The 24087-nt window shown below is 61.9% G+C and carries 24 protein-coding genes and 1 tRNA gene; 16 read left to right on the top strand and 9 right to left on the bottom strand.

Annotation, left to right across the window (positions count from 1 at the left end; genetic code table 11):
• Positions 1-43: 43 nt before the first annotated feature.
• From ACREXZ_RS18175 to ACREXZ_RS18185, 3 genes are all read right to left on the bottom strand, one after another.
• Positions 44-769, bottom strand: a complete 726-nt coding sequence (locus ACREXZ_RS18175) for a GntR family transcriptional regulator (protein WP_431765495.1) — start codon at positions 767-769, stop codon at positions 44-46.
• 84 nt (positions 770-853) lie between these two features.
• Positions 854-2188, bottom strand: a complete 1335-nt coding sequence (oxlT, locus tag ACREXZ_RS18180; protein WP_431765496.1) for an oxalate/formate MFS antiporter — start codon at positions 2186-2188, stop codon at positions 854-856.
• A gap of 426 nt (positions 2189-2614) precedes the next feature.
• Positions 2615-2905, bottom strand: coding sequence for a 4-oxalocrotonate tautomerase (locus tag ACREXZ_RS18185; protein WP_431765497.1), 291 nt, complete (start codon positions 2903-2905; stop codon positions 2615-2617).
• A gap of 20 nt (positions 2906-2925) precedes the next feature.
• On the opposite strand from ACREXZ_RS18185, the gene ACREXZ_RS18190 reads away from it, so the two are divergent.
• Positions 2926-3864 (top strand): LysR family transcriptional regulator, encoded by a 939-nt coding sequence (locus tag ACREXZ_RS18190; RefSeq protein WP_431765498.1) that lies wholly within the window; start codon positions 2926-2928, stop codon positions 3862-3864.
• Positions 3865-3945: 81 nt separating this feature from the next.
• On the opposite strand, the gene ACREXZ_RS18195 is transcribed toward ACREXZ_RS18190, so the two are convergent.
• Complete coding sequence (locus tag ACREXZ_RS18195; protein WP_431765499.1) at positions 3946-4362, bottom strand: hypothetical protein; 417 nt, start codon at positions 4360-4362, stop codon at positions 3946-3948.
• Positions 4363-4549: 187 nt separating this feature from the next.
• Complete coding sequence (locus tag ACREXZ_RS18200; protein WP_431765500.1) at positions 4550-5170, bottom strand: LysE/ArgO family amino acid transporter; 621 nt, start codon at positions 5168-5170, stop codon at positions 4550-4552.
• A 384-nt stretch (positions 5171-5554) separates the two neighbouring features.
• Between ACREXZ_RS18200 and ACREXZ_RS18205 the strand changes: the two genes are divergently transcribed.
• On the top strand, positions 5555-5989 hold the full coding sequence (locus ACREXZ_RS18205) for a transcriptional regulator (RefSeq protein ID WP_431765501.1): 435 nt from the start codon (positions 5555-5557) through the stop codon (positions 5987-5989).
• Positions 5980-6570 carry a mobile mystery protein B gene (locus ACREXZ_RS18210; RefSeq protein ID WP_431765502.1) on the top strand — a complete coding sequence of 197 codons (591 nt, stop codon included), beginning with the start codon at positions 5980-5982 and terminating at the stop codon, positions 6568-6570. Before ACREXZ_RS18205 ends, ACREXZ_RS18210 begins: the two co-directional genes overlap by 10 nt.
• Positions 6571-6664: 94 nt before the next feature.
• Here the strand turns inward: ACREXZ_RS18210 and ACREXZ_RS18215 are convergent.
• From ACREXZ_RS18215 to ACREXZ_RS18230, 4 genes are all read right to left on the bottom strand, one after another.
• Positions 6665-6741 (bottom strand) — tRNA-Met (locus ACREXZ_RS18215).
• 90 nt (positions 6742-6831) lie between these two features.
• A complete protein-coding gene (locus ACREXZ_RS18220; RefSeq protein ID WP_431765503.1) occupies positions 6832-8490 on the bottom strand; it encodes an MFS transporter in 1659 nt (552 codons plus the stop codon).
• 236 nt (positions 8491-8726) lie between these two features.
• A complete protein-coding gene (locus ACREXZ_RS18225; protein ID WP_431765504.1) occupies positions 8727-10262 on the bottom strand; it encodes a sensor histidine kinase N-terminal domain-containing protein in 1536 nt (511 codons plus the stop codon).
• A 15-nt stretch (positions 10263-10277) separates the two neighbouring features.
• Positions 10278-11027, bottom strand: coding sequence for a response regulator (locus tag ACREXZ_RS18230; protein WP_431765505.1), 750 nt, complete (start codon positions 11025-11027; stop codon positions 10278-10280).
• 207 nt (positions 11028-11234) lie between these two features.
• Here ACREXZ_RS18230 and recA point away from each other — a divergent pair, with 207 nt between their 5' ends.
• From recA to ACREXZ_RS18295, 13 genes are all read left to right on the top strand, one after another.
• The gene (gene recA / locus ACREXZ_RS18235; RefSeq protein ID WP_431765506.1) at positions 11235-12311 is read left to right on the top strand and encodes a recombinase RecA; all 1077 of its coding nucleotides are present in this window, start codon (positions 11235-11237) and stop codon (positions 12309-12311) included.
• On the top strand, positions 12268-13125 hold the full coding sequence (gene recX, locus ACREXZ_RS18240) for a recombination regulator RecX (protein WP_431765507.1): 858 nt from the start codon (positions 12268-12270) through the stop codon (positions 13123-13125). The genes recA and recX overlap by 44 nt, the downstream gene beginning before the upstream one ends.
• 205 nt (positions 13126-13330) lie before the next feature.
• A complete protein-coding gene (locus ACREXZ_RS18245; protein ID WP_431765508.1) occupies positions 13331-14059 on the top strand; it encodes a DUF2889 domain-containing protein in 729 nt (242 codons plus the stop codon).
• Positions 14056-15225, top strand: a complete 1170-nt coding sequence (sucC, locus tag ACREXZ_RS18250) for an ADP-forming succinate--CoA ligase subunit beta (RefSeq protein WP_431765509.1) — start codon at positions 14056-14058, stop codon at positions 15223-15225. The genes ACREXZ_RS18245 and sucC overlap by 4 nt, the downstream gene beginning before the upstream one ends.
• Before the next feature lie 104 nt (positions 15226-15329).
• The gene (gene sucD, locus ACREXZ_RS18255) at positions 15330-16211 is read left to right on the top strand and encodes a succinate--CoA ligase subunit alpha (RefSeq protein ID WP_431765510.1); all 882 of its coding nucleotides are present in this window, start codon (positions 15330-15332) and stop codon (positions 16209-16211) included.
• 145 nt (positions 16212-16356) lie between these two features.
• Positions 16357-17082, top strand: coding sequence for a TerC family protein (locus ACREXZ_RS18260; protein ID WP_431765511.1), 726 nt, complete (start codon positions 16357-16359; stop codon positions 17080-17082).
• 138 nt (positions 17083-17220) lie between these two features.
• Positions 17221-17829 (top strand): pilin, encoded by a 609-nt coding sequence (locus ACREXZ_RS18265; RefSeq protein WP_431765512.1) that lies wholly within the window; start codon positions 17221-17223, stop codon positions 17827-17829.
• 140 nt (positions 17830-17969) lie between these two features.
• Positions 17970-19754, top strand: a complete 1785-nt coding sequence (locus tag ACREXZ_RS18270) for a PglL family O-oligosaccharyltransferase (RefSeq protein WP_431765513.1) — start codon at positions 17970-17972, stop codon at positions 19752-19754.
• Positions 19755-19970: 216 nt separating this feature from the next.
• Positions 19971-20651, top strand: a complete 681-nt coding sequence (locus ACREXZ_RS18275) for a M35 family metallo-endopeptidase (protein WP_431765514.1) — start codon at positions 19971-19973, stop codon at positions 20649-20651.
• A complete protein-coding gene (locus ACREXZ_RS18280; RefSeq protein ID WP_431765515.1) occupies positions 20629-21066 on the top strand; it encodes a hypothetical protein in 438 nt (145 codons plus the stop codon). The genes ACREXZ_RS18275 and ACREXZ_RS18280 overlap by 23 nt, the downstream gene beginning before the upstream one ends.
• A 240-nt stretch (positions 21067-21306) precedes the next feature.
• Complete coding sequence (locus ACREXZ_RS18285) at positions 21307-22080, top strand: hypothetical protein (protein WP_431765516.1); 774 nt, start codon at positions 21307-21309, stop codon at positions 22078-22080.
• A gap of 234 nt (positions 22081-22314) precedes the next feature.
• Positions 22315-22584 carry a hypothetical protein gene (locus ACREXZ_RS18290; RefSeq protein ID WP_431765517.1) on the top strand — a complete coding sequence of 90 codons (270 nt, stop codon included), beginning with the start codon at positions 22315-22317 and terminating at the stop codon, positions 22582-22584.
• 335 nt (positions 22585-22919) lie between these two features.
• On the top strand, positions 22920-23702 hold the full coding sequence (locus tag ACREXZ_RS18295; protein WP_431765518.1) for a DUF6602 domain-containing protein: 783 nt from the start codon (positions 22920-22922) through the stop codon (positions 23700-23702).
• Positions 23703-24087: the final 385 nt, after the last annotated feature.

Here is a 24087-nt window from a genome sequence, read left to right on the forward strand (position 1 = left end):
TTTGAAGGATGCAATTTTCTAACCGGACATACCGCCTCCGTACCTAATCGAGGAAGTCGCAGGACGCGTCGACGAACGCCGCGAGTTCCAGCGAATGCTCGCGTACCAGACGCTCCGCGCATTCGGTGTCGCGTGCTTCGAGCGCCTCGATGATCCGCATGTGCTCGGCTATCGATCGCGACGCGCGGTCGCTCTGCGAGATCGTCAGTTTGCGGATCGCGCGAACGTGCGCGAAGACGTTGTGGATCGTGTGCGCGATGGCCTGCGATTTCGACAGCCTCACCAGCGCCTGGTGAAACACGATGTTCGCCTCCGAGTACTCGTCGATCTGCGTCGCTGGCGTGCGGCGTTCGCCGTGAAAGCCGTCGAACATCCGGCGCAGCGCGGCGATTTCGTCGTCGGTTGCGTGGCAGGTCGCGAGCCGCGCGGCCATGCTTTCGAGCGCCGCCCACATCTGGATCATCTCGACGATCTCGCGCTTCGTCTTGCGCTGGATAAACACGCCGCGCCGCGGCACGCTGCGCACGAAGCCTTCCTGCTCGAGCAGCGTCATCGCTTCGCGGATCGGCGTTCTGCTTACGCCGAGCGCCTCCGTGAGATTGCGCTCGTCGAGCCGGATCGCTTCGCGCGAGCCATAGATGTCCGCTTCCGCGATCGCCTGGCGCAGCTTCGTGTACGCCTGATCGCGCAGCGACGTGCCCGCGTGCAGCGGCTGCAGCGTCAGCGTGAGCGGGACAGTGCGCGCAAAAGGTGACGGGTACGAGGACATTAAACGGTTGCTTCCTTCCAGAATTCCGGTGACGTTCGATGGCCGATGTCAGGGGTCAAGCACGCGACGCATGATTCGCCGGCATCATTCGTTCGAGCCCAACGGAGCGGGCCGGAATGCGCTGGCGAACCCAGGCTGTTCGCTCTCCTTCGCCGAGTTCTCGATCCATCGACGGCGCATCGGCGCGAGCACGAATTTCGCGGACACACTGCCCGCGATCGCGATGCACGCTGCCGCGATGAACACCGTGTTCCAGCCGCCGTGCTCCGACAGCAGCGACGCGACCGGTACCAGCATCGCCGCGGTGCCCTTAGCGGTGTACAGCGTGCCCGCGTTGCCCGCCGCGTACTTGCTGCCGAACGTGTCTGCGCAGGTCGCCGGGAAGTTCGAGAAGATGTCGCCGTAGAACAGGAAGATCAGCCCCGAGAACACGATGAACAGCGTCGGGTTATGGCCGAAGTGCATCAGCCCGAGCAGCGCGAGCCCTTCACCGAGGAACGTGATGAACATCGTGTTCTCGCGGCCGATGCGATCCGAGATCGCACCGCATATCGGACGCGTGAAGCCGTTGCAGATGTTGTTGACGGAGAGCGTCATCGTCAGCAGCGGCAGCGTCGCCGCGAAGAACGACACCGGCATCGATGCGAAACCGTATTCCTTCGCGATCGGTCCGATCTGCGCGGTCGCGATGATGCCGCCGGTCGCGACGCAGACGAACATCGCATACATCACCCAGAACACCGGGGAGCGGATCATCTCGCCGGTCGTGTAGTCCCGCTTCGTCGCGACGATGCGTTTGATGCCCCGTGCAAAGGCCGGCGGACTCGGCCGCACGAGCAGCGTGGCGAGCAGCAGGATCACGATCCCCTGGAAGAGGCCGAAGAACACGAATGCGTGCTGATAGCCCGAGTGCTGGATCATGTTGCCGATCGGGATCACCGTTAGCGCGGCGCCCGCGCCGAAGCCGGCCGCCGTCAGACCGGCCGCGAGACCGCGCCGGTCCGGAAACCACTTGAGCGCGTTACCGACACAGGTCCCGTACACGCAGCCCGCGCCGACGCCCGAGATCACCGCGGCGAGGTAGAGCACAGGCAGGTTCGGCGCGTATGCGTCGAGAACCCAGCCGAGTCCCGCGCAGATCGCGCCGCCGATCACTACCGGACGCGGACCGAAACGGTCGACGAGCCAGCCTTCGATCGGCACGAGCCACGTTTCGGTGACGATGAAAATGGAGAACGCTGACTGGATGGCGGCGAGCCCCCAATGATGCTGCGCGTTCATCGGTTCGACGAACAGGGTCCACGCGTACTGGAGATTGGCCACGAGGCCCATGCAGATCACACCGATCGCGAGCTGCGTCCAGCGGCTGTGTCTGAGCGACGTGTATCCGCCGGCCGCTGCTTTGTCTTGCTGTCCCAAGTTTGTCTCCGTTGATGACTTCGCATACCGCGGGTCACTGCACGGGTCTTGTGTCGCCGGCGACAGGAGCGGCGATGGCCTTGAAGCAATGACTCTCGTGCATGGTGGAGGGATTCGTGGGACTGCAAAAGTCAAACATTTTTATGGTTTGCATAAGGTCCCGTGAATGGGCGCTCACTACTGCGCGATGTGCTGTGCAGCATGTCGCGCGTTATCGAATCGGCAGGATGGGCGTCGGGCGAGGATGGGGCGGCCATGTGCGCTGCAATAACAGAAACTCCGCAGTGCAACATGACCGACCGGCACGAGTGACACGCGCGACCTGGTTGAAGCCGCGTGGGGATTTGCAATCGGGGTTAGCCGTAGGGGCGGCGTGATGCGTGTTGCGCTGCGTGAAGCCGCGCGTCGTGTCGATAGCGAAAGACGTCAGCCATCCGCAAGCAGTTTGCCCGCCTTGGCCCACGCATCGCGTGGGACTTCGGTGATGATGACGTCGACGCTTTCCGGCGGGCATGTCAGGGTCTCGACGGCGACGCGCGTCACTTCGCGTACGAAGGCGCGCTTCTGTTCCGGCGTGCGGCCAGGGTGCATTTGCAGTTGCAGGACAGGCATGGCAGTTCCTCGGGTTTCTCGGTGAGCGGCGCACCGGACGGCGCGCCAGTGCAAGCAGTGTCGCGTGGATGTCGGCGCCGATAAACATGCGATGATTTCACCCATTCCCAACCTGCAGGTTTCGAATGATGGATAAGCTGGCCGGCATGGCGATGTTCGTGCGCGTGGTGGAGAGCGGCAGCTTTAGCGCGGCGGCCGAGGCGAGCGATGTCTCGCCGACGATGGCGGCGAAGCACGTTCGGGTGATCGAGGAAAGACTCGGCGCGCGGCTGCTTCATCGCACGACCCGTCGGCAGCAGCTCACCGAAGTGGGCCGCCTGTACTACGAGCGCTGCAAGCAGGCGCTCTCTGAAGTCGCGCTGGCCGAGGCGAGTGCGTCCGAACTGCAGGCGAGTCCGCGCGGCAAGGTGCGGCTGGTCGCGCCGGTCAGCTTCGGCAGTCAGGTGGTCGTGCCGGTGCTGACCGATTATCTGGAGCGTCATCCGGATGTGAGCGTCGAATTGACGCTCGACAATCGCGTGCCTGAGCTGCTCGACCAAGGCTACGAACTCGGCATCCAGATCGGCAGCGTGAACGATGCGGGCCTGGTCGCGCGACCGTTGCGGCCCTACCGGCGGATTCTCGCTGCCTCGCCTGCGTACCTCGCGACGCATGGGCAGCCGGAGCACCCCGAGCAGTTGAGCGCGCACATGTGCCTCGGCCTCGCTTACTGGCGGCATCACGACCGCTGGCATTTGAGCGGACCCGAGGGCGTCGCGTGCGAAGTGCAGGTGAGCGGGCGCTTCACGTCGAATCAGGGCAGCGCGCTGCGGATCGCCGCGCTGCACGGTGCGGGCATCGTGCTGCAACCCGAGGCGCTGCTGGCCGACGACATCGCCGCAGGCCGGCTGATACCGGTGTTGCCCGCGTGGTCGTACAAGCCCACACCGATGTATCTGATCTACGCGCAGGATCGCCGGCCGAGCGCGAAGCTGCGCAGTGTGATCGACTTCATGGTGCAGCGGCTTGGGCCTGAGGCGGATGTGGAGTCGACTGCGTGGACCGTATCCGATCCGCACCGCTGATCAGGTCGACCCGCACGCTTCGAAGTCGCCTATCGCCCAACCGGTTTCATGATGGCGTCCGGATGTGCGGTGTCGAGACCGTCAGTCTCCCGTGGCATCGCCTGGACGCGTCGGCACGCGGTTCGTCGAGTCCTGCGCGCTTTGCCAGGCGGGATGATCGTCGGTGGCGAGCGGCATCGAACCAGCAGGGGGCGAGTGTTCCGTGTGAAGCAGCGCAATCAGAATGCCGGCGACGAGCGCAACGAGGACCGTCACGATTCCGATTGTCAGGCCGCCGATCCGGCGGTGCGCCGGTTCGCTCGCGGGCACGCCGCGCGAACGGATGAAGCCGACGACACCGATCGCGATCGTCGCGCCAATCATCGCGCCGAGTCCCTTCGCTGCGAGCACGGTACCGTCTGCAGCAGATGCTGTCGCGAAGACCGTGCATGCGACGACGAAGCCGATGCACAGCCCAGCCGCCGTGTATCTCACGACGATTTCCGAGCGTCGATCCATCAGGGTTGTCCTCCCAGGACAGTCTTTTCGAACCCGATGTCTTTAACGCAGAAGCCACGCGTTCCGACCGCTTCAATATACTCCGCACGCGTCGCGTTTCGGCCCTCGCGAATGCAGGTTATGCACGATGGGTGCTTTTTCTCGCCGTGATGTTACGACGTGCGGCACTGCTGAAAATCGCTTGCTGCTAGAGGTTTTCCGCAACCAGATGCGTGGCGACGCCGAGCATCATGATCGCGACGAACGCATCGAGTGCGCGCCACGCGGACGCGCGTGCAAAGAGCGCGCGGCAGGCGCGCGAACCGTACGTGAGGCACAGGAACCACGCGAGCGACGCCGTGATCGCGCCCAGCGCGAATGGCCAGCGCAATCCGGCGGCTCGATTCGCCGTGAGTGAGCCGACGACGAGCACCGTATCGATCCACGCATACGGATTGAGCAGCGAGACGGCCGCGGTCGCGAGCAACGTGTGCGCGAGCGAATGATTGGTTGCTGTTCGAGCGATGTCCGCATGTTGCGTGCCGCGCACGGCCGCACGCAATGCGAGCAGCCCATAGCCAGCGAGATACGCGATGCCTGCCCACATCGCGATCGCGGACAGCGTCGGCATGCGGGCAAGGAACGCGGCGAAGCCGCCTGCGCCGAGTGCGATCAGCAGCGCGTCGCTGCCTGCGCAGACGATGGCAATGGGAAAAAGATGATGGCTCGTGAGCGAGCGCTTGATGACGAAAGCGTCTTTAGGACCGACCGACGTAAACAGACCGGCGCCGAGCAGCCGCCCTTCGATGAAGGTAGAGGCGTCTAACATTTTGCATGCCGACAACCTCTTAAGCTGGACCGGGGGTGGTGATGTTGCGTGTGACTATAGCGGGGAAGAGGTGGGCGCGGCAACGGGAGTGCTGCGCACCCACACGATTGGGCGACACGAAGTCAGCGCGCCTGAATTTCGCATACAGCCAGCGAGACTGCATCTAATTGTAAGCCTACAGGGACTCAAATATCGGCATATTGATAGCTTACAGGCATACATATCGCGAATATTTGATAGCTTATAGACTGTCAGTATGAGATTATTTGTATGCCTGAAGGCTATCGGATATTTTGAAATTGATAGCCTTTAAGGTGACATATCGATCGTTTGCACTAGCCTAAAGGCATACAAATGAGATTACCAGGCCTAAACCGACTTCGATTGGAACAGACCGAGCGCGCGCTTGCGCCCTACTCGATTCTGAGAAACGGGACGGTCCCGCCGGGTGGTTGGCTTCGCGCGATCCGCGAGTCGCTTGGACGCTCCCTGCGTGTCCAGGCTGGCATGCTTGGTATCACGAGTGCGACGCTTCATAAGTCCGAGTCGGCCGAGGTGGACGGCCGGATCAGCCTCGCCCAGTTGCGCAAACTCGCTGCCGGCCTCGACTGCGAAGTAGTCTATGCGCTAGTCCCGCGCAAGCCGTTACATGAAGTGGTCGAGGAGCGCGCCGAATGGATAGCGCGAAGCGAGGTCATGGGCGTTGCGCATACCATGAGTCTGGAGGACCAGGAGCCACCGGGCGAGTTCGTTAAGCGGAAGATTTTCGAGCGCCGGCAGGCGTTGCTATCAGGGCCGTGGTCTCGTCTATGGCGCTAGACATCGCTTATGGCACAGGCCAGACGCCGCTTGATCCGGACGAGCGGGCAGGTCTGAAGCCGCGGCACATTTCGACGCAGGGACAACTCGACGAGTGGGAGGCCGAAAACATTCTGGGCGCGATGCGATGGCTGGACACGCAGCGCAGTCGAGATGTCCTGAATGAAGATTTCTGCCGGGAACTGCATCGGAGAATGTTCGGCGACACCTGGAAATGGGCTGGTCAGTTCAGGAGATCGGACAAGAACATCGGCTGCGACTGGACCCAGGTGCCCATGAGGCTCCGCCAACTCCTCGGCAATGCGCAATACTGGCTCAACGAGAATACGTTTCCTGTTGCGGAGATTGCCACGCGGTTCCATCACCAGATCGTTTCGATTCACCCTTTCCCCAATGGCAATGGCAGGCATTCGCGCCAGATGGCGGACTGTCTGCTGAAACAGTGCGGACTTGAGACGTTCACCTGGGGAAGCGGCAGAAACCTGGTCGCCGATGGGGAAACCCGGCGCATGTACATCGCCGCACTTCAGGCTGCCGACCGCGGCGATATTGCGCCTCTCGTGGCTTTCGTTCGCTCCTGATGCGGGAGGCCCCAAGGTTGATTGAACCCAGTTGCATGGAGCCGTAAACGGACAAAGGGTTACAAGCCAGAGACCTGTAACCCTTTGATAAGACTGGTGGCGAATCAGGGATTCGAACCCCGGACCTGCGGATTATGATTCCGTCGCTCTAACCGGCTGAGCTAATTCGCCAAAGAGGGCAGATTATGAAGATGACGCCAGGGGCTGTCAACCCCTGGCCGTCACATTGCTGGACTCCGTGTATCGTCCACGGCCGCGACGTCAGTCGCTGGCGTAGATGTTGGAGTCCTTGGTCTCCTTCACGAACAACATGCCGATCACGAAAGTCGCCAGCGCGATCACGACCGGATACCACAACCCCGAGTAGATGTTGCCCTTCGCCGCGACGATCGCGAACGCGGTCGCCGGCAGGAAGCCGCCGAACCAGCCGTTGCCGATGTGATAAGGCAGCGACATCGACGTATAGCGGATCCGCGTCGGGAACATTTCCACCAGCATCGCGGCTATTGGTCCGTACACCATCGTCACGAAAATCACGAGGATGGTCAGGATCACCACGGTCATTGGCCAGTTCAGCTGCGCCGGGTCGGCCTTCGCGGGATAGCCGGCCGTTTTCAGCGTCGTGCTGAGCGTTTTGTCGAATGCCTTGACCTGGTCCTTCGCGTCGGCGGCCTTGCCGTCGAAGGTGTTGACGACCGTATCGCCCACCTTGATCTCCGCGAGAGTGCCGGCAGGAGCCGCGACGTTCTCATAGTTCAGGCCGGCCTTCGACAGCGCGCCCTTCGCGATATCGCACGACGACGTGAATTTCGCCGTACCGACCGGGTTGAACTGGAACGAGCACTCCGCCGGATCCGCGATCACGACGATCGGCGACTTCTGCGTCGCGGCCTCGAGGGCCGGGTTCGCGTAGTGCGTGAGCGCCTTGAACAGCGGGAAGTACGTGAGCGCCGCGATCAGGCAGCCAGCCATGATGATCGGCTTGCGGCCGATCCGGTCCGACAGCGAGCCGAAGAACACGAAAAACGGCGTGCCGATCAGCAGGCCCAGTGCAATCAGGATGTTCGCGCTGGTGCCGTCGACCTTCAGCGTTTGCGTCAGGAAGAACAGCGCATAGAACTGGCCCGTGTACCAGACGACGGCCTGGCCCGCGGTCAGCCCGACCAGCGCAATGATCACGACCTTCAGGTTCTTCCATTGACCGAACGCTTCGGTCAGCGGCGCCTTCGACGTCTTGCCTTCCGCCTTGATCCGCGCGAACACCGGCGATTCGTTCAATTGCATCCGGATCCACACGGACACGGCCAGCAGGATGATCGATGCGATGAACGGGATCCGCCAGCCCCACGAACCGAACGTATCTTCGCCGAGCGCGCTACGCACGCCGAGGATCACGAGCAGCGACAGGAACAGACCGAGCGTCGCCGTCGTCTGGATCCACGATGTGTAGAAGCCGCGACGGTTCGCGGGCGCGTGTTCGGCGACGTAGGTCGCGGCGCCGCCGTATTCGCCGCCGAGCGCGAGACCCTGCAGCAGCCGCATCGCGATGAAGATCACCGGAGACGCAATGCCGATCGTCGCGTAGCCGGGCAGGAAGCCGACCACGAAGGTCGACAGGCCCATGATCACGATCGTGACGAGGAAGGTGTACTTGCGCCCGACCATGTCGCCGAGCCGGCCGAACACGATCGCGCCGAACGGCCGTACGGCGAAGCCGGCTGCGAAGCCGAGCAGCGTGAAAATGAACGCAGCGGTGGGATTGACCCCGGAGAAAAAGCTCTTGCTGATGTAGGCCGCAAGCGAGCCGGCCAGATAGAAGTCGTACCACTCGAAAACGGTGCCTAGCGACGATGCGAAGATCACCCGCTTCTCATCGTGCGTCATCGGCGCGTGTGCGATTTGCCCGCCAACGGTAGCCATGTGTCGTCTCCATTTTGATATGCATGCCGGCGTGCCTGGACAGCACGTCCGTGCACGGATTATTGGAGCAGAAACTTACGGCCTACTGACGCGCTATCTCGAAATTTAAAGCGTGACCGGGATAGGCGGACTTCGCTAAATTCTTTTATTTCTCGCGATCGGGCGATGAATCATCAGGTATTCCGGCGAAATGTCGCGACGGCGCGCTGCGCGACGAAGGCGCCGGCGGTCGTGTATCAGGGTAAGTCCCGTGCCGGTTCCAGCGTTCGCAAGCTGACACGCACCAGTGTGCCGGCGAGGCGCGGCGACGTTTGATACACGTGATCTTCGATCGCGAGCGTGCCGCCGTGCATGGTCGCGATCTCCCGGACGATCGCGAGACCAAGTCCGCTGCCGTCGCCGTCGCGTCCGAGAATCCGGTAGAACCGCTCGACCACCCGCTCGCGTTCCGCGGACGGAATGCCGATGCCGGTGTCCTCGACCTCCACGTGCACCAGGCTCGCCGGGGGCTCGGGCTTCACGCGTACCGTGATGCGACCGCCGGCCGGCGTGTAGCGGATCGCGTTGTCGATCAGGTTCGACAGCATTTCGCGCAGCATCACGAGATTGCCTTCGACGTCGACCGCTTCGTCCGGACCTTCGTAGCCCAGATCCATCTGCTTCGCGAGCGCAGGCTGCACCCAGTCGCGCACCGCGTGCCGCGCGACGTCGTTCACCGCGACCCGCGCGAAGATCTGCCCGGACATCCGGTTTTCCGCGCGCGCAAGCGCGAGCAGCTGCGTGACGAGCCGCGCCGCGTGCTCGGAACTCGTCGCGATCTGTTCGAGCGACCGATGCACCTCAGCGGGCGCGTCCTGCCGGAGCGCCAGCTCGGCCTGGGTGCGCAGCCCCGCAAGCGGTGTTTTCATCTGATGCGCGGCGTCGGCGATGAAGCGCTTCTGCAGTTCCATGTTCTGCTCGAGGCGCGTCAGCAGATCGTTGAACGACGTGACGAGCGGCTCGATTTCCGGCGGCGCTCGGCGCGCTTCGAGCGGCGACAGGTCATCGGGGCGGCGCGCGCGGATGTGCGACTGCAGCGCGTGCAGCGGCGCGAGTCCGCGCGACAGCCCGAACCACACCAGCAGGATCGCGAGCGGCAGGATCACGAACTGCGGCAGGATCACGCCTTTGATGATGTCGTTTGCGAGCTGGCTGCGCTTGTCGAGTGTCTCGCCGACCTGCACGAGCACGGCCTGCGCGCCGGGCGTCTGTGGAAACTCGACGGTCGTATACGCGACGCGAATGTCGTTGCCGCGCAGCACGTCGTCGCGAAACTCGACGATGCCCGGCTGCGGACGGTCCTCCTCATGCGGCAGCGGCATGTCGCGGTCGCCGCCGACCAGTTCGCCGCGCGTGCCGAGCACCTGGAAGAACACGCTGTCTATGTTGTCCGCGCGCAGGAAATCGAGCGTCGAATCGGCCAGCGACAGTTCGGCGACGCCGTTCACCGGGTGGATCTGCCGGGCGAGCACATAGGCGTCGGTTTCGAGCGCACGATCGAACGGTCCGTTGGCGATCGACTTCGCGACCAGATACGTGACCGCGATGCTCATCGGCCACAGCAGTAGCAGCGGGGCCAGCATCCAGTCGAGAATCTCACCGAACAGCGAGCGCGGGCGCGCTTCGGCGGCAGCTTCGGTTTCGTCGGGAGGGGCGAACGGATTCTCGTAGCTGGCGTCGCGGGCCGCGTCGAAATCAGCCGGCCTGGCGGCAGGTTCAGCGCGGACAGGCATGGGAGACGTCGCCGTCTATTTGTAGTGGTGGCTTGCGGGCATGCCGCCCGAAGCCGGTGCCGCCGACGCTGCGGGTGGGCGCACGGCATCGTTTGCAGGCGAGGTCTTTTCGAGGCAGTAGCCGAGTCCGCGTACCGTCGCGATGCGCACGCCGCCCGGTTCGAGCTTCTTGCGCAGCCGGTGCACGTAGACTTCGATCGCGTTGTTGCTGACCTCTTCGCCCCACTCGCACAGGTGATCGACGAGCTGCTCTTTCGACACGAGCCGGCCGATCCGCTGCAGCAGCACTTCGAGCAGCCCGAGTTCGCGTGCCGACAGGTCGATCACCTGTTCGTTGATGCACGCGATGCGGCCGACCTGATCGAACGACAGCGCACCGTGCCGCACCACGGTCGGGCCGCCGCCCGCGCCGCGCCGCGTCAGCGCGCGCACGCGCGCCTCGAGTTCGTTGAGCGCAAACGGTTTCGCCATGTAGTCGTCGGCGCCGAAGTCGAGGCCCTTCACGCGTTCGTCGACGCCGTCGGCGGCGGTGAGGATCAGTACCGGCAGGGTCGAGTTGCGCGCGCGCAGGCGGCGCAGCACCTCCAGCCCGGACATGCGCGGCAGGCCCAGATCGAGGATCAGCAGGTCGAAATTTTGCATCGACAGCGCGGTATCCGCGTCGATGCCGTTCTTCACGTGGTCGACGGCATAGGCCGATTGGCGGAGTGATCGGACGAGACCGTCCGCGAGTATGCTGTCGTCTTCGGCAATCAGAATTCGCATGGTGCGCCCAGCCTGACATTGCCGGCACCGCGGGTTCGCCCGGCGCGCAGCGGTCTCCAGAAATTTGTGGGTAGTGATGGCGAAACCCGCATTCCGGGCTTGCTAAAACTACTGTTTTTTTATACAGTACCTGCGTTTGGTGCGCAGCTTGATGAAATAGGCTGCTCAACCGCCTCAGACGCCGTTCATCATAGCAAAGGACGATTCATGGAAGAAAGCAAGAAAGGCGCGGCTGGACTGACTGCTGAGAAGAGCAAGGCGCTTGCCGCCGCACTCGCGCAGATCGAAAAGCAGTTCGGCAAGGGGGCGGTCATGCGTCTCGGAGCAGGGGAGGCGGTCGAGGACATCCAGGTGGTGTCCACGGGTTCGCTGGGTCTCGACATCGCGCTGGGCGTCGGTGGTTTGCCGCGCGGCCGGGTGGTCGAAATCTACGGGCCGGAATCGTCGGGTAAGACCACGCTGACGCTGCAGGTCATCGCGGAAATGCAGAAGATCGGCGGCACCGCTGCATTCATCGACGCGGAACATGCGCTTGACATCCAGTACGCAGGCAAGCTCGGCGTGAACGTGTCGGATCTGCTCGTGTCGCAGCCGGACACCGGCGAGCAGGCGCTCGAAATCGCGGACGCGCTGGTGCGCTCGGGTTCGATCGACATGATCGTGATCGACTCGGTCGCGGCACTCGTGCCGAAGGCCGAAATCGAAGGTGAAATGGGCGACTCGCTGCCGGGTCTGCAGGCGCGGCTGATGTCGCAGGCGCTGCGCAAGCTCACCGGCACGATCAAGCGGACAAACTGCCTCGTGATCTTCATCAACCAGATCCGGATGAAGATCGGCGTGATGTTCGGCAACCCGGAAACTACCACCGGCGGTAACGCGCTCAAGTTCTACGCATCGGTGCGTCTGGACATCCGCCGTATCGGTTCGATCAAGAAGAACGACGAAGTGATCGGCAACGAGACCCGCGTGAAGGTCGTGAAGAACAAGGTCGCGCCGCCGTTCCGCGAAGCGATTTTCGACATCCTCTACGGCGAAGGCATCTCGCGTCAGGGCGAAGTCATCGACCTCGGCGTGCAAGCCAAGATCGTCGACAAGGCCGGTGCCTGGTACAGCTACAACGGCGAGCGGATCGGTCAGGGCAAGGACAACGCGCGCGAATTCCTGCGTGAAAATCCGGATATCGCGCTCGAGATCGAAAACCGCGTTCGCGAATCGATGGGCGTGAACGCAATGCCGGGCGATGCGGCGGTCGGCGCCGCTGAAGTCGCGGGCGAAGAGGAGTAATCCCCGCGTGATACGCAAGGGTCGGCCCGTGTCCAATGTCAAACGGGATGCGGGCGGCCCGGCCGGCGGCGATTCTTCGTCGACGCCGAAGCAGGTCACTAACCCCACGAATGCCGCAGACTCCTTCGATCCATTCGAATCGTTCGACGAGCACGATCGTGCAGCCGGCATCACTTCCAGTCGCGACCGGTTTTCTCGCAGCGAGTCCTCCTTTCGTAGCAGCGGCGACAGCACGTTCGCGAACAAACCGGACGGCGCTTCATCGGAAGCATCGACAGAAGCGGTTTATAGCCGCTCACGCCGCACCCGCGACGAATCAGCCTCCGCGGAAAAATCCGATTCCTCCACCGAAGACACCTCCCGTTCCAGGCGCCCCGGCCGCTCGCTGAAAGGCCGCGCACTCGGCTATCTCTCCCGTCGCGAATACAGCCGTGCCGAACTGTCCCGCAAGCTGATGCCGTTCGCCGATGAAGCGAACCCACTCGAAGCGCTGCTGGATACCCTCGAGCGCGAAGGCTGGTTGTCCGATTCGCGGTTTGCCGAAAGCCTCATTCATCGGCGGGCGTCGCGTCTCGGTACAAGCCGGATCGTCGGTGAGCTGAAGCGTCATGCAGTCAGCCGGACGTTGATCGAAGAGACCGGCGCGCAGCTGCGCGAGACCGAGCTTGCCCGCGCCCAGGCGGTCTGGCGCAAGAAGTACGGCGAGCTTCCGCAGACTCAGGCCGAACGTGCGAGGCAGGCGCGCTTTCTCATGGCCCGCGGGTTTTCGCAGGGAGTCATCGGCAAGATACTGAAGGGTATCGAAGACGAGTAGGGCGGCGACCAGACGCGGCGTGCATCGTGCCGGCCATAACAACGCCGCCCACAGATTCGTGACCGCCCCGGCAGCATGAAAAACCCACGGCGCGGCATGCGTCCGGACACATGCTGCACCGCGGCGTCCATGGCTGACTCCGGACTGTCTCAAATACTCGGTATGCTAAAATCAGGCGGTTTTCCAATCCGGCCTTCCGTCTCACATGCCGCTTTCCCCGCCCGTCTCCCGCCAGTTGCGCCATCGTCGCGCGATCCACGCGGAAGCCTATGAGCGAACCGATGGCCTGTGGGATATCGAGGCGTGCCTGACCGACCAGAAGCCACGCGATGTGGCGCTTGCGTCGGGTGTCCGGCCCAACGGCCTGCCGATCCATGAACTCTGGCTCCGCATCACGATCGATCGCAAGCTCAATGTCGTCGACGCCGAAGCGTCGTCCGACTGGGTGCCGTATCCCGGTCAATGCGAAGCTTCCAATCCCGCCTACCGTTCCCTCATCGGCCTCAATCTGCTCAATAACTTCCGACGCGATACCGCGCGCCTGCTCGGCGGCATCGGCGGCTGCACGCATCTTACCGAGCTGTGTGCCGTCCTGCCGACCGCCGCGATCCAGGCGTTCGCCGGCGACGTATGGAACACCGGCAGCGGCGGGCCCGGTGGGAGCCGAACGGCAGGCACCACATCCGATGACGCGACCGCAAGCGCTAATCAACGCGCAGGCGCAAACGCCGACCCCCGGACCGACCAACCGCCTTTCCAGCTGGGTCGCTGCCACGCGCTGCGATTCAATGGAGAGGCTGTTCGACAGTTTTATCCGCGCTGGTACGGCCACGCGCCGCGTTCCGTCGAGAAGGCGGGCGCAGCGGGCGAGCCCGACGACTCCAGCGGAAACCAAGTTCAATCCAACTCTCAGACTGAAGGGAATCAGGCATGAAGATTCACGAGTACCAGGGTAAGGAAATCCTGCGGAAATTCGGTGTCGCGGTACCGCGCGGCACGCCGGTCTTCACGGTGGATGACGCGGTCAAGGCCGCTGAAGAGCTGGGCGGCCCGGTCTGGGTCGTGAAGGCTCAGATCCACGCGGGTGGCCGTGGCAAGGGTGGCGGCGTGAAGGTCGCGAAGTCGCTGGACCAGGTTCGCGAGTACTCGAACCAGATCCTCGGCATGCAACTCGTCACGCACCAGACCGGTCCGGAAGGCCAGAAGGTCAATCGCCTGCTGATCGAAGAAGGCGCCGACATCAAGAAGGAACTGTACGTCGGCCTCGTGATCGATCGCGTGTCGCAGAAGATCGTCGTGATGGCATCGAGCGAAGGCGGCATGGACGTCGAGGAAGTCGCTGAAAAGACGCCCGAGCTGATCCACAAGATCGCAGTCGATCCGTCGACCGGTCTGAAAGACGCCGAAGCCGACGAGCTGGCCACGAAGATCGGCGTGCCCGCCGCTTCGCTGCCGCAAGCGCGCGCGATCCTGCACGGCCTGTACAAGGCATTCTGGGACACCGACGCATCGCTCGCCGAAATCAACCCGCTGATCCTGACCGGCGACGGCAAGGTGATCGCACTCGACGCGAAGTTCAACTTCGATGCGAACGCGCTGTTCCGTCACCCGGAAATCGTCGCGTATCGCGATATCGACGAAGAAGATCCGGCTGAAGTCGAAGCGTCGAAGTTCGACCTCGCGTACATCTCGCTCGACGGCAACATCGGCTGCCTCGTGAACGGCGCAGGCCTCGCGATGGCGACGATGGACACGATCAAGCTGTTCGGCGGCGAACCGGCGAACTTCCTCGACGTCGGCGGTGGTGCGACGACAGAGAAGGTCACCGAAGCGTTCAAGATCATGCTGAAGAATCCGAATCTGACGGCGATTCTCGTGAACATCTTCGGCGGCATCATGCGCTGCGACGTGATCGCGGAAGGCGTGATCGCCGCATCGAAGGCGGTGTCGCTGAAGGTGCCGCTCGTTGTCCGCATGAAGGGCACGAACGAAGACCTGGGCAAGAAGATGCTCGCCGATTCCGGTCTGCCGATCATCGCGGCGGACAGCATGGAAGAGGCTGCGCAGAAGGTCGTCGCGGCTGCTTCGGGCAAGGCTTAACCGGCCCGGCGCCTATCACCGGATTACGAGTGGCGGTGCGAACGCGGCGCCGGCGAGCAGCTTCGCCGTGCCGCGCGCGACGCCAAACGAACAGAGGTCAATACATGTCGATTCTGATCAACAAAAACACGAAGGTCATCACGCAGGGCATCACCGGCAAGACCGGTCAGTTCCATACGCGCGCCTGCCGTGAATATGCAAACGGCCGCGAAGCCTACGTCGCGGGCGTGAACCCGAAGAAAGCCGGCGAAGACTTCGAAGGCATTCCGATCTACGCGAGCGTCGCCGAAGCAAAGGCCGAAACGGGCGCAAACGTGTCGGTCATCTACGTGCCGCCGGCAGGTGCAGCCGCCGCGATCTGGGAAGCCGTCGAGGCCGAGCTCGATCTCGCGATCTGCATCACCGAAGGCATCCCGGTTCGCGACATGATCGAGCTCAAGAGCAAGATGCGTCTCGCGAACAGCAAGACGCTGCTGCTCGGACCGAACTGCCCGGGCACGATCACGCCGGACGAACTGAAGATCGGCATCATGCCGGGTCACATCCACCGCAAGGGCCGCATCGGCGTCGTGTCGCGTTCGGGCACGCTGACGTATGAAGCAGTCGGCCAGCTGACCGCGATCGGCCTCGGCCAGTCGTCGGCGGTCGGGATCGGCGGCGATCCGATCAACGGTCTGAAGCACATCGACGTGATGAAGATGTTCAACGACGATCCGGAAACGGACGCCGTCATCATGATCGGCGAGATCGGCGGTCCGGACGAAGCGAACGCTGCTGAATGGATCAAGGACAACATGAAGAAGCCGGTGGTCGGTTTCATCGCCGGTGTCACGGCGCCTCCGGGCAAGCGCATGGGCCACGCCGGCGCGCTGATCTCGGGCGGTGCGGATACGGCCGAAGCGAAGCTGGAAATCATGGACGCCTGCGGCATCAAGGTCACGAAGAACCCGTCGGAAATGGCGCGTCTTCTGAAGGCGATGCTGTAAATCGAAATCGGCCGGCTGCGCCGGCTGATTTTTGATACTCTTACGAAACCCTTTCGTGAGAGCGAAGTCCTAAAGCGAGGGAGCGAGCGATTGCTCCCTCGCTTTTTTATTGGCTTCGCCCAGCGCTTCCTTTTATTCTCCGGCCATGCTCGAATTTTTCGCGACGCTCCATTGGGGCGCAGTCGTCCAGATCATCGTGATCGACATCCTGCTCGGTGGCGACAACGCGGTCGTCATCGCGCTGGCCTGCCGCAACCTGCCTGCACAGCAACGCGCGCGTGGCATCCTGTGGGGCACCGTCGGCGCGATCGTGCTGCGCGTCGCGCTGATCTCCTTCGCGGTCGTGCTGCTCGACGTGCCGCTGCTGAAGTTCGCCGGCGGCATCTTGCTGCTGTGGATCGGCGTGCGTCTGATAGCGCCGGCCGAGGATGCGCACGCGAACGTCAAGCCCGCCGACAAACTCGTCACCGCGATCAAGACGATCATCGTCGCCGACGCGGTGATGAGCCTCGACAACGTGATCGCGATCGCGGGCGCAGCCGAGCAGGCCGATCCGGAACATCGCATCGCGCTCGTGATCTTCGGCCTCGTCGTGAGTATTCCGTTGATCGTCTGGGGCAGCCAGCTGGTGCTGAAACTGCTCGACCGCTTCCCGATTGTCGTCACGCTCGGTGCCGCGCTGCTCGGCTGGATCGCGGGCGGCCTGATCATCAACGATCCGGCCGGCGACCGCTGGCCTGCACTCGATGCGCCTGCCGCGATCTACGGGATGGAAATCGCCGGCGCGCTGTTCGTCGTGATCCTTGGTTATCTGCTGAAGCGTCGCAATGCGCAGCGCGCGGCGACGCACGTGCCGCCGGATGCACATTAACCTGACTGCGTCCGCGTAGCGCAAGTACGGCCACTGGCTTAGCCATCCGGCCGACTGCGCAAGCCGCTCCAGGCTCGCTACGATCGAAGCGCCCGTCCCCAATCGCGGGGCGGGCGTTTTCGTTTCAGGAGCCCGCCGATGACCGTTTCCGTTTCTCTTTCCTTGCAGTGTCCGGCGCTTGCGCCACCGACACGCTGGCTCACCCGTGTCGCGCGTATCGCTACATCGGCCCGAACCATCGGCTTCACGCTGATCGAGCTGATGATCGTGCTCGCGATCGTCGGTGTGATCGCCGCTTACGCGATCCCCGCGTATCAGGACTATCTGGCGCGCAGCCGGGTGGGCGAGGGGCTCGCGCTCGCGGCCTCCGCGAGGCTCGCAGTCGCCGAGAACGCCGCCAGCGGCAACGCGCTCGGCGCGGGGTATGCGTCGCCGCCGGGCACACGCAACGTCGAGTCGTTGCATGTCGACGACGCCAGCGGCCAGATCACGATCACCTTCACGCCGCGCGTCTCGGCAGCGGGCGCGAATACGCTGACCCTCGTACCGTCGGTGCCCGACAACGCCGACACACCAACGGCGCGCGTCGGACTGAAGCGCGGCGCGATGGCGGCCGGTGCGATGACGTGGGAATGCTTCACGGCGGGCAAGACCGCGTCGTCGCTGCCCGCGCCGGGCGCGGGTCCGATGCCCGCCGATGCACCGACGCTTCCGTCGAACCTCGCGCCACCCGAGTGTCGTGCGTAGTACGTGTGCGAAGGGAGCGCGTGAAAAGCGAACACGGTGCACGGGTTACAGTGGCGTAATCTGATCGATTTCGGCCATCCGGCGCACAGCGAGGGGATTTTTTTGTATAGTGCGCCGGTTGCTGACGCCACCGGTTACTCATGCCCACCCCATTCGCGCGTTCCCTGTCCCTCATCCTGCTGGCTGTCGCGTTGATCCTGCCGTACGCGGTCGTCAACCATACGTATCCGATTCCGACGTTCTATGCGGAGTACACCGCGCTGACGCTGTACCTGCTGACGGGCGCGGCTGTCGCGCTGCTCTTCGCGACGGCGCGGCCGCGCATCAGGTTTGCATCACCGGTCGTCGCGCTCGTGCCGCTCGCATTCGGCGCGCTGCTGGTGCTGCAATCGCTGACGCTGCCGGTCGCGCAGCCGTCGATGAACTGGCTCGGCGCCGGCTTTCTGCTCGCGGCGTTCATGACGACGCATGCGGGATTTGGCTTTTCGCGCGCGCAGATGTCGGAGACGGTGCTGCGCGTCGTGGCCGTCGCGCTGATCGTCGGCGGGCTGTTTGCGGTGTTCTGCCAGGTGATCCAGCTGTTTCACCTCGAAGTGAAGGTGACGCCGTTCGTCGTCGCGTACAACGTGCTGACGGACCGCAGGCCGTTCGGCAACATGGCGCAGGCGAACCATCTGGCCACGTATATCGCGTTCGCGATGGCGGGCGCGCTGTTCCTCGTGCAGATACGACGGCTGCACGTGACGATCTGGCTGCTGCTGTCCGTCGTGTACGCGACCGGCCTCGCACTGACTGTTTCGCGCGGACCGTGGCTGCAGATGGGCGTGATCGTGGTGGCCGGCTTCTGGATGGCGTTCGTCGAATCGCGCCGCAACGAAGGGTCGTCGACCAGTGGCCGTGCGTGGCTGGTCCCGGTCGTGCTCGCCGTGCTGTTCGTCGCGGTGAACACGGCGGTGCGCTGGGCCAACGTCCACTATCAGCTCGATCTCGCGCAGTCGGCGGCGGATCGCTTCAAGGATGCCGGCCAGATCGCGCCGCGTATCGCGCTGTGGAAATACGGCTGGACGATGTTCCGGCAGCATCCGCTGCTCGGCGTCGGTTGGGGCGAATTCCCGCGCTATCAGTTCGACCTCGTGCGACAACTGGGCGGCGTCGAGATCGCGAACAACTCGCACGACATTTTCATCGACCTGCTAGCGAAGACCGGTTTGATCGGCCTCGCGGTCGTGCTGCTCGGACTCGTCGCGTGGTTGATCCGCGCGCTGCGCGCGCCGCAAACGGCTGCACGCGTGTTCGGCATCGCGCTGATTGGCGTGCTCGTGATGCATGCGCTCGTCGAATATCCGCAGCAGTACATGTTCTTCCTGCTGCCGGCGATGTTCGTCTTCGGTCTGCTGGAGACGAAGTCGCTGCGCTTCGTGCCGGGCAAGCTGTCGTTCGGCGTGTACACCGTGATTGCGCTCGGCGGGATCGCGTCGCTGTATCCGGTGTATCGCGATTACGCGCGTGCCGAGGTGCTGTACTACGGGTCGCGGCCCGCGGAGCAGTATCGCGACGATCCGGCGTTCCTGTTCCGCGCGTGGGGCGAATACGGTTACGCGACGCTGCTGCCGATGAACGCGATGAACCTGCCGTACAAGCTCGAGATGCATCGGCAGGCCATTGCGCTGCTGCCGGGCGAGACCGTGCTGCGTCGCTATGCGGTGCTGCAGGCATTGAACGGCGAGACCGATGCCGCGTTCGATACGGTCGAACGGCTGCGGATATTCGCCGAGGAGCTGCACGACTGGCCGTCGCAGCTGAGTTATCTGTACGACCTGTGCGACGAGCAGAAAACGCTGGGGAGTTTCAAGGCGGCGCTAGTGAAGAAATATGGGACGCCGCCGAAAGATGTTAACGACGATGATGATGGGGATGATGAGTGAGGGGAGGTTGGGGGGTGCTTTGACGCGCTCTGTTCGGTCGCGACCGTCAATTGTCCGACGCAGAGGCCGCGTATGGCCTAACTGGGCACATGGTTAAGGTATGGTTTTCGTTTACTCTTTTCGTGGCGTAGCGCGGATACGCCTTACCATGACGGGGATTAACGCGATTCGGTAAAGATATGGCCCATGCCATACAGAGGCGACTTGGGACCAGATATGCCGGACGATGACGAACACATGTGGGTCGAGGTAGGGACGGGCGAGACGAATACGACACCAGGCTCGCATGTCGACATTTTCCTTTCGATGAATGGGCCGCCGATCTGTCCAAACATGACCGACGCCGAATTCCGCAAGAGAGTACTCGTCTTGAGGGACTGCGCCGCAATCGTGGTCGGTCGGAGGCTCGCCGCATTGAGTCAATGGAGCATCGCGGAACAGGCACGGGTTACCGACTGGTTCGGCAGGAGCGACGCGGCGATATACGATCGACTGATGTCTGGTCTACCGGCGCTGAAAAAAGTCCTCGAAGGTCTTGGCCCAAAAAACTTTCTGCGCGCGTCACCGGAACTCGATCGCTACCTCGGCTGCATGCCTCATTTGAAAAACGTACAGGAAGAAGCGGCTCACGTGTGCGCTCCCGACACGCGCACGCATACGATGTGCATCGCCCCGAAGTTTTGCACGATGCCGGAGGTCCACATGTTCAACGAATCGAAACTCGCGACGATCGTTCACGAAGCGACCCACTTCGTAGACACGTTCGGCAGCGCGGACAACATGTACGGGTTCAATTCCTACATGAAAGTCTGGGCGCGCTCCAATCCGGATCTCGCAACCCGTAACGCGGACAGCATCGCGCTGTATGTGCTCTATGGCGAAGAAATACACGTTTGAACTGCTGGTGCTTGCCATGAGCATGCTCTCGCTATCGGCGTCGGCGTGCTCCGGGCCACAAGACCAGCCGACGCAGACCCACGTATCGTTTTTTCCGGTGAACTCGGCAACTCTTCCCATGAAGGAGATCGCAGACCTCGCCGCATGGGCTGTCGAAATGAAGCTGCGATACCCGGTTCAGCACTGGACCTCTATCGGCGCAACGGCTGCGCCGACCGAACAGGCTGCGGTCGCGCTTGCGGCGCACCGTGCAGATGTATTGAAGGATCTGGCAGTCCAGTTCGGTCTCACACGGGGAGGCATGGAGATGCACGACTACGTTCAATCCTTGGTGGATGCAAAAATCAACGGCAAGTTTGCCGCGTCCGGTCAGATCGATTTCTCACCCGGCTGCCCAGTCAATTGCTGCGACTAGCTTCTAAAGACTGGACATGGCGGTACACGTCAGCGTCTAGCCCTCTGGATTTGACATGCGCCTCCGTGTTCGCTTGATGTCGTGATCCCCGGCACGACGGCGGGGCCACCCGCATTTGAAAACCATTCTGTTCTTCCCGATCAGTGAGATACCTGACTGGCAAATTTCTGTTGGTCGAAGGCGTAGAATCTCGGCAATCATTCCAAGAATGCTCCGGGGAACGCCATGCCAATGTGCTTTGTGATTCAACCGTTCAACGACACATATAACAAGCGGTTTGACAGCCTTTACAGGCCAGCCATCGAAGGTGCGGGTATGACGGCCTATCGGGTCGACCAAGACTCGTCTGCCGTGGTTCTGGTGGAAGCCATAGAGAAAAATATTAAGCGAGCGGCAGTTTGCCTTGCCGACATCTCGGAAGATAATCCGAATGTTTGGTACGAACTGGGGTTCGCCTATGCAGCCGGGCGACCGGTTGTGATGGCGTGTTCCGACCAGCGGGGTAAGACCGCGAAGCCTTTCCCGTTTGATATTCAGCACCGCGCTATCGTCACGTATAAGACAGAAGCACCGCAGGACTTTCAAGCATTCCAAGAACGGTTGACCGAGCGACTGAAGGCGATGCTTGAACAGGGCGAAACGCTGGAAGAGATGGCGGAGCAGACGAATGTTGCTGCCGTGGACGGGCTCTCGTCACAGGAGCTGAACGTTCTTGCCGTTACCGCTAGCAACGTTGCCCAAGACGATCTACCGACATCACTCTATACCGTGAAAAGTGATTGCGAACGGGCAGGGCTGAACAACCTCGGCTTCAATGTAGGACTGCGTCGGCTGAAAGCAAAGGGCCTCATTGATTCGGTCGAGTTGAGCGACGAACGCACCGATGAATACTATCCCGGCGTTCAAGTTACGGAAAAAGGCTGGCAATGGATTGAGTCGAATGAAGACAAGTTCACCTTTCATTCGACCGGCGCAAAGAAGGCCAGCGCGTTCGACGATGAAATCCCGTTCTGAAAGGTGCCTCTTGTTGATCGGAATGCATTGCTGGTTTCTTCGACACGTTGGCACCGGCAAACGTCGGTTTCCATTTTCTAGGTGATCCGTGACGTTTTCTTTATCAAGCCGACGGCTTAATCGGTGTTTTCGCTAGGTGATTGGTTCGGAGCGCGGTAATAGAATCGCAAGGCGCCAGCGATAAAGCCTGTAGGAAGTCTGGCGAGAAAAGCCGATATAACCACCGGGGCCGCCATGAATGCCAAATCAATTGCTGCCTGTTGTTTTTGCTTAATCTCATGCAGTGCATTTGCACGAGGTAGCGGATTTGGCGGTAGCCACAGCAGCTACCATTCAAGTAGCACCGGCGAACACTATGTCAATGGCCACACGCGCAGCAACGGCACCTACGTGGCCGGACATCACCAAACCAATCCGAACGGCAACAAGTACGATAACTGGTCCTCGAAAGGGAACGTGAATCCCTACACTGGCAAGGAAGGGACGGTCGATCCATCGAAGTGAGCAGACGACGTAGGTGCCTCGATATGGTTGAACTGCTGATTGTGCCATTCGTAGGAGACTCCCGCTCATTGACCGCTGCTGACCGGCGGTTGCAAAACGATAAGGATCGTGAAGTCGTTGCCGTGTCGCGATGTTGAACAACCCGAATCGTCTGTCGGAAAATCGGTCGAATCCCCTTCAATGGACCAGATGCACACACCGCGTGACTGACTTGCTTTGGTCTATGTTTATTCCACACGAATTGACCGCATCCGCGTGTTTCTGTCAGATATGCATCTGCCGATCTGCCGCGCACGCGGTATATTCAGGAGCCGAGACCGCGTTCTTTGGACGAGATGACTACCCCACACTTCGACTTTATAACTGGCTTGATCGCAGCCGCGAAGGCGCAAGCGGACAAACTGGCCGCCCATACGGATCATCACGGTCTTGCCGGAGAGATACGCGAGTTGGCGGCGAAAGATTGCATTGAACCGTTTTTGACCCAGAGTTTTCGCTGCGGGACCGGTAAGGTGATCGACTCGTTACAGAATAAGTCCGACCAAGCCGACATCGTCGTCTACCACAAAAAGACCGCGCCGCCAGTTTTCTTCAGCGGACAATTGGGACTGTTTCCCGTAGAGTGCGCGCGATATGTATTTGAGGTCAAATCGACCATCACCGCTACGGAAATCAGAGACGCAAACAAGAAGTTCCGCGCGCTGGGAAGACTACGGTCATATCCGAAAGCCGGACCTAACGGCCAGATGTCGTTTGGTCCGATGCCTACAAGGGTTCTGCTTGCATTTTCCTCGGACATCATCGGCGACGAATTGGAGAGATATCTCAAGCACACGGACGATGATTCTCCGCCGTGCGACGTGCTATGCGTGCTGGGGAAAGGCTATTGGTTTCACCAAGGCGGCGGGAAATGGAGTGGATTGAAATGCACGCCGGAACTGCCTGGCTACGTGGAGTATGCGCTGTTTATAACCGGCTTTATGAACACGCTCAGTTCTGAAGAGTGCTCTATCAGGCCGTTCAATCCGGGACTCTATATCGAAGCATTCCGGACTGTTCAGGATGCTTTGAACCTGAAAGACGATGACCCGCCGCCAGATATAGTGCTAAATCCATAGTCGTGGCTCTTGCGGACGGGCGTACCTGTACTCGTCGGTCCAACGATCCAAACCCGATCACGGCGGCTACGACGTTCCACGGTCAGGTACCTTTTGACAATCGAAGGTTGCTGGTCACCGCGTCGATTTTGGCGCATATAACAATGAAATGCTGACTGCACAAGTTCGCATCCGGCCACGTGCCGGATGCCGTCAATGGGTGTCCGATGCGATATACACGCGCTTGCCACTTGTCATTTCTCTTGCGAATCGACGCCATTTCCGTCTCCAACTTGGACAGAATTTGGACAAGATCGATTTTCTGCGTCCCTGAAGGTCAAGCGCCTTATCGGTCTTCGCGCGTTCGTCGAAAGCCGAATGCGGAAGAAGCGTCCAATTAAGACTT

The sequence above is a fragment of the Paraburkholderia sp. genome, from assembly GCF_050742655.1.
GTDB lineage: Bacteria > Pseudomonadota > Gammaproteobacteria > Burkholderiales > Burkholderiaceae > Paraburkholderia.

Coding starts and splice junctions, on each gene's coding strand:
- ACREXZ_RS18280 (WP_431765515.1), top strand. CDS start 20,629: ATGGCGAAGAAATACACGTTTGAACTGCTGGTGCTTGCCATGAGCATG.
- recA (WP_431765506.1), top strand. CDS start 11,235: ATGGAAGAAAGCAAGAAAGGCGCGGCTGGACTGACTGCTGAGAAGAGC.
- sucD (WP_431765510.1), top strand. CDS start 15,330: ATGTCGATTCTGATCAACAAAAACACGAAGGTCATCACGCAGGGCATC.
- ACREXZ_RS18200 (WP_431765500.1), bottom strand. CDS start 5,170: ATGTTAGACGCCTCTACCTTCATCGAAGGGCGGCTGCTCGGCGCCGGT.
- ACREXZ_RS18225 (WP_431765504.1), bottom strand. CDS start 10,262: ATGCCTGTCCGCGCTGAACCTGCCGCCAGGCCGGCTGATTTCGACGCG.
- ACREXZ_RS18265 (WP_431765512.1), top strand. CDS start 17,221: ATGACCGTTTCCGTTTCTCTTTCCTTGCAGTGTCCGGCGCTTGCGCCA.
- sucC (WP_431765509.1), top strand. CDS start 14,056: ATGAAGATTCACGAGTACCAGGGTAAGGAAATCCTGCGGAAATTCGGT.
- ACREXZ_RS18220 (WP_431765503.1), bottom strand. CDS start 8,490: ATGGCTACCGTTGGCGGGCAAATCGCACACGCGCCGATGACGCACGAT.
- ACREXZ_RS18230 (WP_431765505.1), bottom strand. CDS start 11,027: ATGCGAATTCTGATTGCCGAAGACGACAGCATACTCGCGGACGGTCTC.
- ACREXZ_RS18295 (WP_431765518.1), top strand. CDS start 22,920: ATGACTACCCCACACTTCGACTTTATAACTGGCTTGATCGCAGCCGCG.
- recX (WP_431765507.1), top strand. CDS start 12,268: ATGCGGCGGTCGGCGCCGCTGAAGTCGCGGGCGAAGAGGAGTAATCCC.
- ACREXZ_RS18195 (WP_431765499.1), bottom strand. CDS start 4,362: ATGGATCGACGCTCGGAAATCGTCGTGAGATACACGGCGGCTGGGCTG.
- ACREXZ_RS18260 (WP_431765511.1), top strand. CDS start 16,357: ATGCTCGAATTTTTCGCGACGCTCCATTGGGGCGCAGTCGTCCAGATC.
- ACREXZ_RS18275 (WP_431765514.1), top strand. CDS start 19,971: ATGCCGGACGATGACGAACACATGTGGGTCGAGGTAGGGACGGGCGAG.
- ACREXZ_RS18290 (WP_431765517.1), top strand. CDS start 22,315: ATGAATGCCAAATCAATTGCTGCCTGTTGTTTTTGCTTAATCTCATGC.
- ACREXZ_RS18270 (WP_431765513.1), top strand. CDS start 17,970: ATGCCCACCCCATTCGCGCGTTCCCTGTCCCTCATCCTGCTGGCTGTC.
- ACREXZ_RS18245 (WP_431765508.1), top strand. CDS start 13,331: ATGCCGCTTTCCCCGCCCGTCTCCCGCCAGTTGCGCCATCGTCGCGCG.
- ACREXZ_RS18210 (WP_431765502.1), top strand. CDS start 5,980: ATGGCGCTAGACATCGCTTATGGCACAGGCCAGACGCCGCTTGATCCG.
- ACREXZ_RS18190 (WP_431765498.1), top strand. CDS start 2,926: ATGATGGATAAGCTGGCCGGCATGGCGATGTTCGTGCGCGTGGTGGAG.
- ACREXZ_RS18185 (WP_431765497.1), bottom strand. CDS start 2,905: ATGGGTGAAATCATCGCATGTTTATCGGCGCCGACATCCACGCGACAC.
- ACREXZ_RS18175 (WP_431765495.1), bottom strand. CDS start 769: ATGTCCTCGTACCCGTCACCTTTTGCGCGCACTGTCCCGCTCACGCTG.